Source organism: Serratia sp. NGAS9 (genome assembly GCF_009905295.1).
GTDB classification, from domain to species: Bacteria; Pseudomonadota; Gammaproteobacteria; order Enterobacterales; family Enterobacteriaceae; genus Serratia; species Serratia bockelmannii.
On the sequence record NZ_CP047605.1, the window covers coordinates 1,106,101 to 1,121,324 of the forward strand.

A 15,224-nucleotide genomic window follows, 5' to 3' on the forward strand; every position below is an offset into this window, starting at 1 on the left:
CCTGCATTTGCATACGCTGGGGCCATACACAGGGCGAAAGAGGGCAGGATCATGAGAGCGATAACCCGGCTTTATCCGTTGCATCATCAACCTGATCAGCAACCGGCGGAGCCTAAACACGTAGGGGAGACGGTGTTCGATTCTTCACGGCATCCGGCGGGCAGTGCGCAACTCACCGCGCTGCATCAGCTCGGCCAGCACCAGGCAGCGCCGTCGTGGCGGGCGCGCCTGAGCGCGCTGTGGCGGAAGCTGTGCGCATGAACGGCAGCGCATGGGGAGGTTGCGCGCTATTGCTGGCTTGGGCGCCGTGGAGCCAGGCATCCTTAAACAGCGCACGCCCTGACTCCGCATTGGGGGAAAGGGGGGAAGCGACCTGCAATATGCAGGTGGTTGAGCATGCCGATTGGGGGGATATTGCCGCAGTGGTACAGTCTACGCGCCTTTGTCTGCGGCGGGGCGGTGGGCGGCAAGAGGCTGAGCGCACACCAGGCGATACCGCGGTCGGCCTGGCGCACCGTAACATAGCGCGGGCGCTGGCGGAAAAAACGCCATAAAGCGCCGTCGCCGCCGTAACGTCATGAAAAGGCATTGACTCGCTAACCTCTGACCGTATAATCGCAACCCGCAACCACAGGTTGCCGCATCTCAATGCGCCCTTAGCTCAGTTGGATAGAGCAACGGCCTTCTAAGCCGTAGGTCATAGGTTCGAATCCTATAGGGCGTGCCATTACTTCCTTGATTTTCTTCCCCCCGACTTGTTCCCTCAAAAATTCGACTGCGTAATCCATACTCTCGTTGGCTCGCCATTGAGCGCCATGCTATGTTCGTTCGCTAACTTTTAGTCAGTGGCAGAGAGCAACATGCAAAGCTTATTCGTTTACGGCACCCTGGGGCCGGGCAGACCCAACGCGCACATTATGGAAGCCATCGGCGGCAGCTGGGAAGAAGGCAGCGTCGGCGGATCGCTGCTTAACGAAGGCTGGGGCGCCGAGATGGGCTACCCAGGCATCGTGTTGGATAACAGCGGCAATCGGGTGAACGGTTTTCTGTTCCGTTCAGCTAATCTCGTCAACCACTGGCCGACTCTCGATGCGTTCGAAGGTGAGGGGTATGAACGGGTGGCGGTCAGCGTCTCCACCGCCGGCGGCGAAACCGTCGATTCGTTTATCTACATGTTGAAGAAATGAGATGAAGCCGCCTCGCCGAGTGAGTGCGAGGCGCTTGACCCGCCGGCAATTGAACTTTCGTTTATTTTGCCGCGCTACAATAGGCGAAAATTTCCCCATGGAGCCTATCGTGCGCAAATCCAGATTCCTGCTCGTGACCTTGCTGTGCCTGTGCGCCGCCGCCGTGCTGTACGTCATGGCTTACCGGGCGTTGGGGCATTACCTCAGCGACGGGGAGAAAGCCTACCCGGATATCAGCGTTGAAATCCGCTGAGGGCCGTGCGGCGCCGCGGTGATTGCACCGACTTTTTCGCACTGATTTACCCGCCATTTACCCGCCGTCGGCAATGATGACGCTGCGTCTCCACACGGTGTGGTTCTCTTGGGCGGAATGCCGTTATGTCACTGCAGCAGGTATCGAATGTTTCTTTGAGCAACAACGGCTTAAAGGGCATCGGTTACAAACATTACGCGTTGGCGATCGTGGCGTTTTCGGCGATCGTGCGATTTATTTCCTTATCAGATCGGTATTTTTGGTGCGATGAAGCCTCCAGCGTACTGACCAGCCGCTATGACGTGGGCGCTTTGCTGTACCACGCTTCTTTCGATGTTCACCCGCCGCTTTATTACCTGTTGCTGCATGGCTGGATGGCGCTGTTTGGCGACGGCATCATGGCGGCCCGCTCGCTGAGCCTGGTGTTCGGCGTGATGACGGTGGCGCTGGCGATGCGTTTTACCCGTTGGTTGACCAATGAGCGGGCGGCGCTGATAGCGGGGTGGCTGATGGCAATCATGCCGATGGCGGTGCGTTACAGCCAGGAGGCGCGCATGTATGCGCTGATGGGGCTGCTGGCGATCGCCGCCGCCATGGTGCTGGCAAAATGGCTGAAAACACCGGATAACCGCCGCTATCTGGCGCTGTATGCGCTGTTGATGACGCTGAGCTTTTATACCCACTACTTCACGATTTTTACGCTGATCGCTCACTGGCTGGTGCTGCTGGCGCTGTCGTGCCGCCGCGAAGGCGTACGTTACATCAAGCAGCCGGCGTGGTGGCTGGCCAATGTGGCGATCGGGGTGGCCTACATTCCCTGGCTGCTGGTGCTGTTCAATCTGCTGGCGCATATCGCCGAGCTGCGGGTCGGCGGCGACGTCGGTTGGATCCCTCAGGTTTCCTGGGGCGATCTGCCGGCGATGTATTGGCGTTTTCTCACTGGGCATGATGGCAGCAATTATCCGACGGTCATTCTCTGGCTGCTGCCGGCGATGTTTATCGCCTTATGTTCATTGCTACTGTGGCGGCGGGAGACGCCGAGAACATTCTCGCTGCTGCTGCTCGGCGGCATTCTGATCCCGGTGACGTTGGTATTCGCCATTTCCTGGCGCTCGCCGCTGTTTGTCGATCGCTACCTCTATTCGGCCGCGCTGGGCATTCCGCTGGTGTTGGGCGTGCTGATCGCCGGCACGAAAAGCCGGGTGCGCGGGATTTCTTTGCTGCTGTTCTTCAGTTTGCTGTTCGGCTGCGGCGTGCGTAACGATTACCCGGTCGAGAAAGATGAGTTCAAAGTGATGGTGCACTACATCAACAGTCTCTATCAGCCTAACGATGCAGTGGTGGTCAGCAACATGTTCAACTATCTGAGCTATGTGTATTACAACAAGCAGGGCTATCGCGCCCTGTTGTATACCCCGGCCAGGCCCAACGGCATTTCGGGCAAGCCCAATGCCTATGGTTTCGGCACCTTTTTCCACGATCGGGCGGCGCAGACTTACGTCGATAATCTCAGCGCGTTAGCGAAAGGCCATCGCCGGGTCTGGCTGGTCAGCGGCGGCGATTTCAATCAGGACTTCGGCCGTTCGCCGCCGGGATGGGTCAATACCGGCACCTTCAAAAGCGGCGGTTTCGAATCGCGCCTGTTCGTGGTGCGTTGAGCAAAATGTCATATTTCCCATTCGGCGTTACATCTGGCCGAGCAAACTTACGCGGGGATGACAGTTCTATACATTGGGATTGGTACTGTAGCTCTACCCGATGATGTTGTGTGTTATCCATTCCCTGTAGTGTATTACCCCATCCCTGTTAAGTTTATCCCGCCTTGTGCGGGATTTTTTTTATCTGCGCATACCCGGCGGTGCGTAACGCGATTTTTTTGAATAACACCGTCAGTTTTATTCGGTATTCAGCCGCTGCGCGCTTGATTAGATTGAACGCGAGAGGGGGCGCCGTCGGTGCCTTTGTGCAATGAGTGGAGAATTTCTATGGCGAAGACAGTAGTGGTGTTTCATTCCGGCTACGGCCATACCGAGCGTTTGGCGAAAGTCGTGGCGGAAGGTGCGGGGGCGGAACTGATCGCCATCGATCAGAACGGTGACATCAGCGACGAAGCCTGGCAGACGTTGGATGAGGCGGACGCCATCATCTTTGGCTCGCCGACCTATATGGGCGGCCCGTCCTGGCAGTTCAAGAAATTCGCCGACGCGAGCTCCAAAGCCTGGTTCGGCCGCAAGTGGCAGGACAAAGTGTTCGGCGGCTTTACCAACAGCGCCAGCCTGAACGGCGACAAGCAGGTCACGTTGATCGCGCTGCAGACGCTGGCTTCGCAACATGGCGGCCTGTGGGTCAGTCTGGGGCTGCTGCCGGCCAACACCAAATCGGCGCAGCGTACCGACGTCAATAACCTGGGCGGTTCGGTGGGGCTGCTGGTGCAGACCCCGGCGGATGCCGGCGTGGATGAGATGCTGTCGGGCGATCTGGCGACCGCCAAGCTCTATGGCCAGCGCGTAGCGGGCTTTGCCGCCAAACTGGCGTAAGGCCTTACCGTGTAGATGGGGTGGCGGTGCGGTTGAACGGATGCCGCGTTCATTTTCTCTGCACAATTGGCGTGTAGGCTGCGAAATGTTATTAGCCTGCTTGGGCTAACACTGCATTTCGTACAAATATTCCCGGTTCCTAGGCCGGGTTTTTTGTTGCTAAGGTCTGCTTAAGCTTTCACCGCTATACTGCGTGGCAACACGGGCATTCAAGGCATGGCCGTGTTGTAACTGTCGATTTGCTGTTGTTCAAGCAAGCCCGCTTCATGCGGGCTTTTTTTGGGTTGTTATTGCACGGGCGGCCCAGTTGCAGGAAAATAATCGCGCAGTTATTCAAACATCATTCAACGACCAATAACCACAAGCTTATTAATGTAATTGACGCCGTCGGCGACCTATTACGCTATGCGCTATGCTGACAGCAGAGTAGCCATTATTTGCTGACGCTACGCGGGTGTGCCCGCCGCAGCCGAACGGGGCTAAGAAAAGTCTGTTAATTAAATGTTAACGTTTTTTATTATTGATTTGTCTGGCTTTTTTGGTTGAAATCCGGGTTGACTATCCCTCACTGGCCGGGCGAGAGAGTATGCACATTATTATTCTGGTTATTAGCAAAATATGGGCAAGGCGATGAACGCCAGAATAAACGCCAGGCATGGCCTGCCGCTAACGGTTCAGCTGATCAATCTTTTCATGCTGGCTTTTTTGCTTTCCCTGGTGGGTATTCTTAGCCGGCCGATTGGCTCGCTTTCCTTATTTTGGCCGGTGAATGCGATTCTGCTCGGTCTGCTGCTGCGCAAACCCATTTACGGCACGCCGCTCGGCTGGCTTACCACCTATCTGGGCATGGTCGCCGCCGATCTCAGCACCGGCGAAGGTTGGTCTCTGGCGCTGTGGCTGAACGCCTGCAACATGTCGCTGATCGCCGTCGGTTACGGCATCATGCTGATGCTGCCACAATCTCAACGGCGCATGGGCAAGCCCCAGGCGATACTCTATATGTTCAGCGCCAGTTTGGCCGGCGCGGCGGTGGCGTCGACGCTGTCGGTGCTGCGTAATGATAGCCTCTATAACAACACGGTGGTGATCGCCTGGCTGGCTTGGTTCAGTGAGCAATTCTCGACGACCTTGCTGCTGTTGCCGGTGCTGATGGCGGCGCCGCGGCTGAAGCAACTGCTGCGCATGCAGGTACGTTGGCGCCTGAAAGGCTGCCTGCCGTTGCTGGCGTTGCTGCTGTCGCTGGCGTTCAGCGTCTATATCGGCGGGCCGGGCGCCATCGCCTTCCCGATCCCGGCGCTGCTGTGGTGCGCGGTACGCTACCCGCTGTTCCCCGTGACGTTGCTGACGCTGTTGACCGGCATGACCGAGATCAGCAGCATTTCTGCCAACCTGGTGCTTTATGAAACGCCGAACAACCACAACGCCTTCCTCGATACCCTGATGTCCGCCCGATTGGGCATCGCCATGCTGGTGATGGGGCCGCTGATCCTCGCCAGCTCCATCGCCGCCAACCGCAAGCTGATGCGACGTCTGGAGCACAGTGCCAACCACGATTTTCTGACCGGGGTGCTGGCGCGCAGCGCGATGACCCGCAAAGCGGGCGAGTTGCTGGAGCATAAACACCGTTCCAAAGAGGCGGTGTCGCTGCTGCTGATCGACATTGATCATTTCAAGCAGATCAACGATACGCACGGCCACAGCGCCGGCGATCAGGTTTTGGCGTCGTTCGCGCACATCGTGCGGCGCGAGCTGCGTCACGATCAGCTGTTCGGCCGCTTGGGCGGGGAAGAGTTTGCTATCATGCTGCCGCGCGCGCTGGCGGCGCAGGGCGTGGCGCTGGGGGAACATTTGCGCCGGCTGGTGGAGCAGACGGAGCTGCAGGCGGAAGGCAAGCAGACGTTGAAAATCACCATCAGCGTCGGCGTCGCCAGCCTGGCGATGAATGAGGTGAAATCGTTGGAACAGCTGATGAATATGGCGGATATCGCGCTGTATCGCGCCAAATCGCAGGGGCGTAATCGGGTGGAGTCGTTCAACGTGATCAACGGCAACAGCGTCGAGCATATCCTGTTCCGTTAACCGTTTTCAGCCTTGCCTGGGCTCGAAGCGGGTTTCGCAATTAGGGCAAATCAGTATCACATCTTGCAGCATTGCTGCGCATTTTTGCCGGGTAACATAGCCGCATTTAGGGCAGACGATTTGGGTGGAGCGGTTGATAAAACCTTTGACGCTGCTGGAATCGGACATATCAATAGCCTGTGTCAGGTGAAAACTCACGCTAACACAGGCAACGACAAATTTCGTTGGTTATTTTCCGTACGCAGATACTTACAGGCTTTTCAGCGCCTTGATGGTTTCATCCATATCGATCTCGTGCTCGGAGAAGGTATGGGTGGTGTTCTGGAAGGTGGTAATGGTCAGCATGCGCAGCGTTTGCATGGTCTGCGCCTGATCTTCGGACTGTGGGCGAATGCGGTTCATCAGCAGGCCGACCGACAGCACGGTGTTCTCTTTATCCACGTCGGCTTTGACCGGCACTTCCTTGGTGAAGGTATTAAAAGACTTGATGCTGGTGATCTTGATTCTTTCATTGGCGATGATGATGTATTTGCTGGGCGCCAACACTTTTACCGCATAAGCCGACGGGCCTTTGGTGTTGTTGGTTGGCTCGAAGGTGACCGCCGCGTTTTTCTTAATCAGCTCCGGGTTCTGCACTTTAATCACGTGAAAATAACGATTTTCTCCGTTCTCGTCGGTAATAAAGCCGAAGCCTTTGTCTTCAAAAAAAGTCGTTATCTTGCCGTTCATCGCTATTCTCACAAAAGGGTTCAATACAGCGCTTATGATAGCGCGGAATGCCTTGCAGCGACAGATTGCGCGGGCGGCATTTAGTCATGCGATAACGGCATTTAGCGGCTTCCTGGCCACATGCTATGTTCATGCTGACTTCATTCAATGCGAAAAAGGAATATCGATGGGCATCAAACGTCTCAATCACGCCGTGCTGTATGTCAGCGATGTGCGGCAGAGCGCCGACTTTTATCATCAGGTCTTGGGCTTCAAGCTGAAGCCGTCCGACAGCCCCGATCGCGCAGTATTTACCCAGGCCGCCGATTCGGAAAACGATCACGATTTGGCACTGTTCAGCAAGAATCTGGGCCAGCAGCGCGCCGGGGTGTTTCGCGCCAACAACGAGCCGCCGGCGGAGCATGAGCCACCGGCCGGGCTGTACCATCTGGCCTGGGAAGTGGACAGTCTGGAAGAGCTGGAGCGCATTCGTCACCAGTTGGCCGAACGCGGTATTCTCGGGCTGGAAGAGGATCATGGCGTGCACAAAAGTATTTATGGTCACGATCCGGACGGGCTGCTGTTCGAGGTGACCTGGTTTATTCCGCCGGCGTTGCTGACCGACGAGGATAAAAACCAGCAGGGGATCCGCCCGCTGGATTTCGCCGCCGAGAAGCGGCGTTTCGCCGGCCTATAAGCGGCTCAGGTGTGGGGCGCCACGGCGCCCCGACGATCACAGCACTTTGTTGAGGAAGTTAACGGTGCGCGGATGCTGCGGTTGGGACAGCACCTGCCTGGCGTCGCCCTGTTCGACGATCTGCCCGTCGACCATAAACACCACCCGATCCGCCGCTTCGCGTGCAAAGCCGATTTCATGCGTGACCACCACCAGCGTGACACCCAGATCCGCCAACCCCTTAATCACGTCCAGCACTTCGCCGACCAGCTCGGGATCGAGCGCGGAGGTCGGTTCATCGAACAGGATCACCTTCGGGTTCAGCGCCAGCGCGCGCGCGATGGCGATGCGTTGTTGTTGGCCGCCGGAGAGGTGGCGCGGGTAGGCATCCGCCTTGTGGCGCAGCCCGACGGTATCCAGCAGCTCATAGGCGACCGCCTTCGCCCGCTCGCGGGAGTGAATTTTGTGCACCACCGGCGCTTCGATGATGTTTTCCAGCACCGTCAGGTGCGGGAACAGGTTGAAATTTTGGAACACATAGCCGACGTTGATGCGCTGCCGGAGGATGGCCTTTTCCTTCAGCTCGTACAGCCGGTTGCCCTTGCGGCGGTAGCCGACGTAGTCGCCGTCGATGCGGATAAAGCCCTCGTCGACGCGCTCCAGGTGGTTGATCGCCCGCAGCAGCGTCGATTTGCCGGAGCCGGAAGGGCCGAGGATCACGGTCACGGTGCCCGGCTGCAGCGTCAGGCTGACGTCGTCCAGCGCCTTGTGTTTGCCGAAGAACTTGCTAACGTTGCTGATTTCGATCAGGCCGCGTGCCGGCACCGGGGTGAGATTGCGTACCGGCTGCTCGGGCAAGGCGTAATAATCAATGGCTTCAGACATGTTGGTCTCCTAACGTTTTAGCCAGCCGGCCAGTTTCTGCCAGGGCGTCGGCGGCAATTCGCGCACCGCGCCCCGGGCGAAATAGCGCTCGATATAGTATTGGATCACCGACAGCGCGGTGGTGATGAACAGGTACCAGACGGTGGCGACCATCAGCAGCGGTATCACCTGCTGGGTGCGGTTATAGATAACCTGAATGGTGTAAAACAGCTCCGGCAGCGCCAGCACGTAAACGATAGAGGTGCCTTTCGCCAGGCTGATGATCTCGTTGAAGCCGGTCGGAATAATGGAGCGCAGTGCCTGCGGCAGAATGATACGGAAGGTGCGACGATAGCCCGGCAGGCCCAGCGCCGCCGCCGCCTCGTGCTGGCCGTAATCCACGCCCAGGATGCCGCCGCGGATGATCTCGGCGGTGTAGGCGGACTGCACCAGCGTCAGGCCCAGCACCGCCACGGCGAACTGGCCGAGAATGTCGATGGTGGGAAAGCTGGCGAACACCACGGAGGTGAAGGGAATGCCCAGCGAGATGGCGTCATACAGATAGGAGAAGTTGTACAGAATGATCAGCACCAGGATCAGCGGCAGAGAGCGAAACAGCCAGATATAGCCCCAGGCCAGCGACGCCAGCAGGTAGGAGCGCGACAGGCGCGCCAGCGCCAACAGGGTGCCGAACAGGATGCTGAACAGCGTACCGAGCAGCGTCAGCAGCAGGGTTTGCCCCAGCCCCGCCAGTACCGCCGGCGCGAAGAACCACTCGGCGAACACGCCCCATTCCCAGCGCGCGTTACCCGCCACCGATTGCACGATGGCGGCCAGAATAAACAGCGAAAACAGCGCGCCGATCAGCCGCAGCGGATAGCGGGCGGGCACCACTTTCAAGACTTCTTGTTTGGACATGTCATGTCTCCCGATACAGATAAAGGGGTCTTAGGCGATTTTCCTTTCCGACGCGCAACAACACGCGTCCTCTGCAATCAGGCTTTTGCGGAACGGCAGGCGGCCATCGTAGGGCGGCCGGCTGTAAACCTCGCTGTCGACGGTGGGATCGAACTGCGGCTGATACCCGTTGTTCAGATACAGGCCCACCGCTTCGGGCTGGCGAAAGCCGGTGGTCAGATAGAGCCGGCGATATCCCTGCGCCAGCGCCAGCGTTTCCAACTGCTGCAACACCCGCTGTGCCAGGCCCTGGCGGCGCAGATCGCCTCGCGTCCAGATGCGCTTCAGCTCGGCGGTCTGTGCGTCATAGCGTTTGAAGGCGCCCATGGCGATCGGCGCACCGGCGCGCAGCAGCACGATGAAGGCCCCTTGCGGCGGCGCGTACAGGTCCAGCGCTTCCGGTTCCTGGTCACCAAAATAGTCGCCGTAACGCTGGCGATATTCGCCGAACAGCCCCTCGATCACCGGGGCGATCAGCGGGTCGGTCGGCAGCGTCTGAATGAAAGTGTCTTGCGTCATCGCGCGCTCCTAATCGCCCAGGCCGGGCGGGTTGATTTCCGACTGCGCAAGGCGTTCGACGCTCTCGCCCCAGCGGTTGAGCACCCGATCGTACTGCCCGCCGCGGATCGCGCCGTTCAGCGCTTCGTTCACCGCCTGCACCAGGCCGTTGCCTTTACGGGTGGTGACGGCGATGTGTGCCGCCTTGGGCCAACCGCCTTCCACCGTGCCCGCCAGCCGGGTGCGGCCGTTCAGCGCCGCTTTATAGGCGCCCAGCACGTTCGGCCCGAAGTAGGCGTCGGCGCGGCCGGACTGGATCGCCAGCGTGGCGGCCGCATCGTCGGTCACGTAGATCGGCTGGAAGGGTTTGAGCCCCTGCTGCCGGTTCTGTTTGTCCCACGCCAGCAAAATTGCTTCCTGATTGGTGCCGGAGCCAACGATGATCTTTAATCCGGCGATATCGGCAGGCTGTTTGATCGTCGCGATCTTGCCGCCGGTTTTGACGTAAAAGCCGAGCGAATCGATGCGGTAGGTGGCAAAGTCGAAGCGGGTTTTGCGCTCTTTGGTGACGGTGACGTTGGTGATGGCTGCGTCATATTTGCCGGAAACCACCCCCAGCGGCCAGTCTTCCCACGAGGTTTGCACCACGTTTAATTCAAGCCCCAGGCTGTCGGCCACCAGCTGCGCGATATCCACTTCGCTGCCGATCAGCCGCCGGTTATCGGCGGCAAACAGCGCCAGCGGCGGCGTGTTGAGCGCGGCGATTGCAACGGTGAATTGGCCCGGCTTCACGAAGTGGAAATCGGCCGGCAGTTTGGCGATCGCCTGCGGGTTTTTCGGCGCGTGGATCGGGATTTCATTGGCCTGTAAATCGATGCCGGTGCCCGCCTGCGCGGCGCCGGTCAGGCTCAGCAAGGCCGCCACGAGGGCGGCGGTAACGGTTTTCTGCATAGCGGATATCCCTGAAAACGATCTTATTATTGGGTGAATCTGTTCAACGGGCGCTTCAGGCCCAGGTGCTCGCGCAGCGTATCGCCGTGGTACGCCTGACGGAACAGGCCACGCTGTTGCAGGATGGGTACCACCCGATCGACGAAGTGGCCGAAGGCGCTGGGCGTACCGCCGCTGATGATGAAACCGTCGGCGGCTTCACCGTCGAACCAGCGTTGCAGGCCGTCCGCCACCGCTTCCGGCGTGCCGCTGAACACCGGGCGCGGCGAGGCGGCTTCCAGCGCCACCTGGCGCAGCGTGAGGTTACGTTCGCGGGCGCTGCGCTTGATGGCGTCGGTAGTGCTGCGGAAGCTGTTTTGCCCCAGATCGCCGATGTCCGGGAAGGGGGCGTCCAGCGGATGGCGGGAAAAGTCGTAATGCTCGAAGTAGCGGCCAAGATAGTTGAGGGCGTTCTCAATGCTGACCAGGCGGGCGGTCTCCTGGTACTGGCGCTCGACGTCCGCGTCGTCGTCGCCGACGATCACGCTGACGCCCTGGAAGATGCGCAGGTCGTCCGGCTCGCGCCCCTGTTCCACCAGCTGCCGCTTCACGTCCTGATAAAAATTCTGCGCTTGTTCCAGCGTGTCGTGATGGGTGAAGATCGCATCGGCGTGTTGAGCCGCCAGCCGTTTGCCGTCTTCGGAGGCGCCGGCCTGGAACAGGATCGGGCGCCCCTGCGGCGTGCGGCCGATGTTCAGCGGCCCCTGCACCGAGAAGAACTCTCCCTGGTGATTGAGGGTGTGTAGCTTGCCGGTGCGGAAGAATTCGCCGCTAGCCTTGTTGCGCACAAAGGCATCGTCTTCCCAGGAATCCCACAGCCCTTTGGCGACGTCGAGAAATTCGCCGGCGATGCGGTAACGCAGGCTGTGTTCCGGGTGTTCGGCGCGCGAGAAGTTTTTGGCCGAGCCTTCCAGCGGCGACGTCACCACGTTCCAGCCGGCGCGGCCGTTGCTCAGGTGGTCGAGGCTGGCGAACTGGCGGGCGACGGTGAACGGATCGCTGTAAGAGGTGGAAAGGGTGCCTACCAGGCCGATTTTATCGGTGGCGGCGGCCAGCGCGGCCAGCAGGGTGAGCGGTTCGAAACGATTAAGAAAATGCGGAATGGATTTTTCGTTGATATATAACCCATCGGCGACAAACACGAAATCGAATTTCCCCTGTTCGGCTTTTTTCGCCGAGGCGATATTAAATTCGAGGTTGATGCTGGCGTCGGCGGTGGCATCCGGGTGGCGCCAGGCGGACATATTTCCCGATGCGCCGTGCAGAATGGCGCCCAGCCGTAATTGCCGTTGATTATTCGCGTTGTCGCTCATCGTGATTATCCTGTCATGCGCCGCAAAGGCGCGCGGTGTCTGATGTGTCCACTATTGATGAGCGGCAACGGGATGTAAAACAACAAAACAGCATATTCAAATGTTGAAAACTGCAAATATCACGGCGAGCGAAAATAATAATCCCCGGCGCGGTATCTGCGGCGTCGGGGAAATACTATTTCACGTTATTCAGGCGTTGCTGAGGGCTTTTTCTGGCGCGGTAGTGAGCTGTTGCAGCGTGCGTTCCGCCAGCAGCGTAAAATATTGTGCCGCGGGGAACAGGGCGCGTTCATCGGGATTGAAACGCGGATGATGCAGGCCGAACTCGCTGGCGGAGCCGATGCTGACGAAGACGCCCGGCACGTGATGCAGATACAGCGCGAAATCTTCACCCCCCATTTGCAGCTCCGCCTCTTCGACCCGGTAGCCGGCCTCGGCGGCGACGGTTTTGCTGAACGCCGCCCAATGGGCGTCGTTGATCACCGCCGGCGGCCCCGGCTGCCAGTGGAGTTCGGCCTGCGCGCCGAGCGCGGCGGCAACGCCGTCGATCACCTGGCGAATTTTATCAGGCACCTGGCGGCGCACCGCGTCGCTGTGGGTGCGCACCGTGCCTTCCAGCTCCACGGTTTGCGGCAGCACGTTCCAGGTATTGCCGCCTTCGATGCGCGTCACGCTCACCACCAGCGATTCCAGCGAGCTGAAGCTGCGGCTGGGCAGCGTCTGCAGCGCGCCGACGATCTGGCTGGCGGTGACGATGGTATCGACGCCCTGTTCCGGTTTGGCGGCGTGGGCGCCTTTGCCGGTGATGAGGATCTGGAAGCGATCGACGTTGGCGTAGAACGGCCCGGCGCGGGTGGCGAAGGTACCGGTGGGCAGCTCCGGCGCGTTATGCAGGCCAAATACCGCCGCAACGTTATCCAGCGCGCCGGCGTCGATCAGGTGCCGGGCGCCGTTGAAGGTCTCTTCCGCCGGCTGGAAGAAGATGCGCACCGTGCCGGGCAGCTCGGCCTCACGCGCTTTGAGCAGGTGCGCGGCGCCGAGCATCACCGAGGTGTGAAAGTCGTGGCCGCAGGCGTGCATTACGCCGCTGTTTTGCGAGCTGAAGGGCACGTCGGCGATTTCGTCGATCGGCAGAGCATCAATGTCGCCGCGCAGCGCGATAATCGGCCCCTTGCCGCTGCCGATCTCCGCCACGACGCCGGTTTTCAGCGCCAGCGGCAGCAGACGGATGCCTGCCTCTTCCAGCCAGCGGGTCAGCCGGGCGGTGGTGGCGAATTCGTGATTGGAAAGTTCCGGGTTTTGGTGCAGCTCACGCCGATAGGCGATGATTTTGTCTGCCAATTGGCTGGTCATAGGCTTGGCTCACAGTGGGAAATAAACCCTAACCCTAGTGCAGGGACCGCCGAAGCAAAAAGACCATCTGGTTATATTTCATAGCGATTGCGTCTGCATGGGGGCGTCAACGCTGGGGGAAGCGGGCGAGTTTGGGCGTTCGCTCGTTGTTCGCCGGCGCAGGGAGAGGTTTGGCCTGGAACGGTAACGTATCGCAACCGGTGCAATCCATTTACACCGGACAACACGGATTTTTTCACTCTTTATCGGATTTCTGTGATCGCGGTGGTGGACAAAATCCTGCCTGCTTGCTGTACTGTAATCGACACAGGTTTTGTGTCTTTCATTCACGTTAAAGGTAAGTTTGATGTCTAAGATTAAAGGTAGCGTTAAGTGGTTTAATGAATCCAAAGGCTTCGGTTTCATTACTCCGGAAGATGGTAGCAAGGACGTTTTCGTCCACTTCTCTGCCATCGTTAGCAACGGTTTCAAAACGCTTGCTGAAGGCCAGCGTGTAGAATTTGAAATCACGAACGGTGCCAAGGGCCCATCTGCCGCTAACGTTACTGCTATCTAAGCTGCGTAGCTGAATTTCTTAAAACCCGCTCATTGAGCGGGTTTTTTATTGGGCGCGTTATGCGTCGTTGCGGCGGGCCAACAGGCCGAACAGCAGGATGGCGATGGCGTAACAGCCGACGATGGTCAGCGCCATCGACAGGCCCGAGGTGCCGCCCAGCCCGGTGAGCGGCACGGCGCAGGCGCCGAGGGCGAACATGCACACGCCGATCAAGGCCGAGGCGCTGCCCGCTTTGTCTCCCTGGCTTTGCATCGCCAGCGAAGAGGCGGTCGGGCCGACGATGCCGATCACCGCTACCGAGAAGAACAGCGGCACCAGCAACACGACCAGCGGCGCATGCAGCGCGGCGGCCAACAGCAGCAACAGCGACGCGACGGCCGCCAGCGTTAACCCGCCCCTCAACACCCGGCGTTCCCCCCAACGCGCACTGAGACGGCTGGCCAGCTGTGCCGCAATGATCAAGCCGACGCCGTTAATGGCGAAGCATAGGCTGAACATCTGCGGGCTGAGGCCGTAGATCTGCTGCAAGACGAAAGGCGAGGCGCCGATATAGGCGAACATGCCGGCCATCACGAAGCCCTGTGTCAGGCACAGGCCCATGAAATAGCGCTGGGTCAGCAACCCGCCGAGCGACATCAGCATCGCCAGGATACCGCCCTGGCTGCGGCGCTCGATCGGCAGGGATTCGCGCAGCTTCAGCGCCGACAGGCTGAACAGCAGCACGGCGATGGCCGCCAGCACGCCGAAGATACCGCGCCAATTCATTACCTGCAGCATCACGCCGCCCAGCACCGGTGCGACGATCGGCGCCAGGCCGTTAACCAGCATCAGCAAGGCGAAGAAACGGGTCAGCTCATGGCCGGCGTACAGATCGCGAGCAATGGCGCGGGAAATCACCGCGCCGCCGGCGCCGGCGATGCCCTGGAGTAGGCGGGCGATCAGCAGTTGGTCGATGCTGGGCGCGAGGGCACACCACAGCGAAGCGCCCAGCAGCAGGATCAGCGACAGCAGCAGCGGGCGCATGCGGCCCAGTTTGTCGCTGTAAGGGCCGAAAATCAGCTGGCCGACGCCCAGGCCGAGCAGCCCGGTGGTCAGGCTGAGCTGCGCGGCGGCGGTAGAGGTATTCAGCTCACCCGCCATTTCCGGCAGGGCGGGCAGGTAGAGATCGGTGCACAGCGGCCCCAGCGCGGCCAGCAGGCCAAGCACGACGGCGTACACCAGACGCTGTCTGGCTAAGTGTTTGGTCATGGGAG

The 15,224-nt window shown here is 59.6% G+C and carries 18 protein-coding genes and 1 tRNA gene; 10 read left to right on the top strand and 9 right to left on the bottom strand.

What is annotated here, in order from left to right:
- Window positions 1-51 precede the first annotated feature (51 nt).
- The 8 genes from GUC32_RS05195 to GUC32_RS05230 all read left to right on the top strand — a co-directional run bounded on the left by GUC32_RS05195 (window position 52) and on the right by GUC32_RS05230 (window position 6,056).
- Window positions 52-261, top strand: a complete 210-nt coding sequence (locus GUC32_RS05195; protein WP_025301819.1) for a hypothetical protein — start codon at window positions 52-54, stop codon at window positions 259-261.
- Window positions 258-554: a hypothetical protein gene (locus tag GUC32_RS05200; RefSeq protein ID WP_043135724.1), complete on the top strand. Its 297-nt coding sequence runs from the start codon at window positions 258-260 to the stop codon at window positions 552-554. Before GUC32_RS05195 ends, GUC32_RS05200 begins: the two co-directional genes overlap by 4 nt.
- Before the next feature lie 96 nt (window positions 555-650).
- Window positions 651-727 (top strand) — tRNA-Arg (locus GUC32_RS05205).
- A gap of 133 nt (window positions 728-860) precedes the next feature.
- Window positions 861-1,187: a gamma-glutamylcyclotransferase family protein gene (locus tag GUC32_RS05210; protein WP_049206185.1), complete on the top strand. Its 327-nt coding sequence runs from the start codon at window positions 861-863 to the stop codon at window positions 1,185-1,187.
- Between the two features lie 109 nt (window positions 1,188-1,296).
- The gene (locus GUC32_RS05215; protein WP_016928795.1) at window positions 1,297-1,440 is read left to right on the top strand and encodes a hypothetical protein; all 144 of its coding nucleotides are present in this window, start codon (window positions 1,297-1,299) and stop codon (window positions 1,438-1,440) included.
- Window positions 1,441-1,565: 125 nt separating this feature from the next.
- On the top strand, window positions 1,566-3,098 hold the full coding sequence (locus tag GUC32_RS05220; RefSeq protein ID WP_049209324.1) for a glycosyltransferase family 39 protein: 1,533 nt from the start codon (window positions 1,566-1,568) through the stop codon (window positions 3,096-3,098).
- A gap of 327 nt (window positions 3,099-3,425) precedes the next feature.
- Window positions 3,426-3,977, top strand: a complete 552-nt coding sequence (locus GUC32_RS05225) for a flavodoxin family protein (RefSeq protein ID WP_004940045.1) — start codon at window positions 3,426-3,428, stop codon at window positions 3,975-3,977.
- Between the two features lie 630 nt (window positions 3,978-4,607).
- Complete coding sequence (locus tag GUC32_RS05230; RefSeq protein WP_038628979.1) at window positions 4,608-6,056, top strand: GGDEF domain-containing protein; 1,449 nt, start codon at window positions 4,608-4,610, stop codon at window positions 6,054-6,056.
- Between the two features lie 6 nt (window positions 6,057-6,062).
- Here the strand turns inward: GUC32_RS05230 and GUC32_RS05235 are convergent, their stop codons facing one another.
- Complete coding sequence (locus GUC32_RS05235; RefSeq protein WP_015376921.1) at window positions 6,063-6,224, bottom strand: YnfU family zinc-binding protein; 162 nt, start codon at window positions 6,222-6,224, stop codon at window positions 6,063-6,065.
- Between the two features lie 81 nt (window positions 6,225-6,305).
- On the bottom strand, window positions 6,306-6,785 hold the full coding sequence (locus GUC32_RS05240; protein WP_025301823.1) for a cold-shock protein: 480 nt from the start codon (window positions 6,783-6,785) through the stop codon (window positions 6,306-6,308).
- Window positions 6,786-6,951: 166 nt separating this feature from the next.
- On the opposite strand from GUC32_RS05240, the gene GUC32_RS05245 reads away from it, so the two are divergent.
- Window positions 6,952-7,461 (top strand): VOC family protein, encoded by a 510-nt coding sequence (locus GUC32_RS05245; protein ID WP_043135732.1) that lies wholly within the window; start codon window positions 6,952-6,954, stop codon window positions 7,459-7,461.
- A gap of 36 nt (window positions 7,462-7,497) precedes the next feature.
- Here GUC32_RS05245 and GUC32_RS05250 read toward each other — a convergent pair whose 3' ends face one another.
- The 6 genes from GUC32_RS05250 to GUC32_RS05275 form a co-directional block, all read right to left on the bottom strand.
- The gene (locus tag GUC32_RS05250) at window positions 7,498-8,325 is read right to left on the bottom strand and encodes an amino acid ABC transporter ATP-binding protein (protein WP_025301825.1); all 828 of its coding nucleotides are present in this window, start codon (window positions 8,323-8,325) and stop codon (window positions 7,498-7,500) included.
- A gap of 9 nt (window positions 8,326-8,334) precedes the next feature.
- A complete protein-coding gene (locus GUC32_RS05255; RefSeq protein WP_019454099.1) occupies window positions 8,335-9,222 on the bottom strand; it encodes an amino acid ABC transporter permease in 888 nt (295 codons plus the stop codon).
- 30 nt (window positions 9,223-9,252) lie between these two features.
- A complete protein-coding gene (locus GUC32_RS05260; protein ID WP_043135734.1) occupies window positions 9,253-9,780 on the bottom strand; it encodes a GNAT family N-acetyltransferase in 528 nt (175 codons plus the stop codon).
- Between the two features lie 9 nt (window positions 9,781-9,789).
- Entirely contained in the window at window positions 9,790-10,710 is a 921-nt protein-coding gene (locus GUC32_RS05265; RefSeq protein WP_049206184.1) for an ABC transporter substrate-binding protein, read from the bottom strand.
- A gap of 26 nt (window positions 10,711-10,736) precedes the next feature.
- Window positions 10,737-12,062 (bottom strand): LLM class flavin-dependent oxidoreductase, encoded by a 1,326-nt coding sequence (locus tag GUC32_RS05270; RefSeq protein ID WP_369435592.1) that lies wholly within the window; start codon window positions 12,060-12,062, stop codon window positions 10,737-10,739.
- A 189-nt stretch (window positions 12,063-12,251) separates the two neighbouring features.
- Window positions 12,252-13,415 carry a M20 peptidase aminoacylase family protein gene (locus GUC32_RS05275; RefSeq protein WP_043135741.1) on the bottom strand — a complete coding sequence of 388 codons (1,164 nt, stop codon included), beginning with the start codon at window positions 13,413-13,415 and terminating at the stop codon, window positions 12,252-12,254.
- A gap of 346 nt (window positions 13,416-13,761) precedes the next feature.
- On the opposite strand from GUC32_RS05275, the gene cspE reads away from it, so the two are divergent.
- Window positions 13,762-13,971: a transcription antiterminator/RNA stability regulator CspE gene (gene cspE / locus GUC32_RS05280; RefSeq protein WP_004940030.1), complete on the top strand. Its 210-nt coding sequence runs from the start codon at window positions 13,762-13,764 to the stop codon at window positions 13,969-13,971.
- A 57-nt stretch (window positions 13,972-14,028) separates the two neighbouring features.
- Here cspE and GUC32_RS05285 read toward each other — a convergent pair whose 3' ends face one another.
- Window positions 14,029-15,219: a multidrug effflux MFS transporter gene (locus tag GUC32_RS05285; RefSeq protein WP_089180615.1), complete on the bottom strand. Its 1,191-nt coding sequence runs from the start codon at window positions 15,217-15,219 to the stop codon at window positions 14,029-14,031.
- Window positions 15,220-15,224 lie beyond the last annotated feature (5 nt).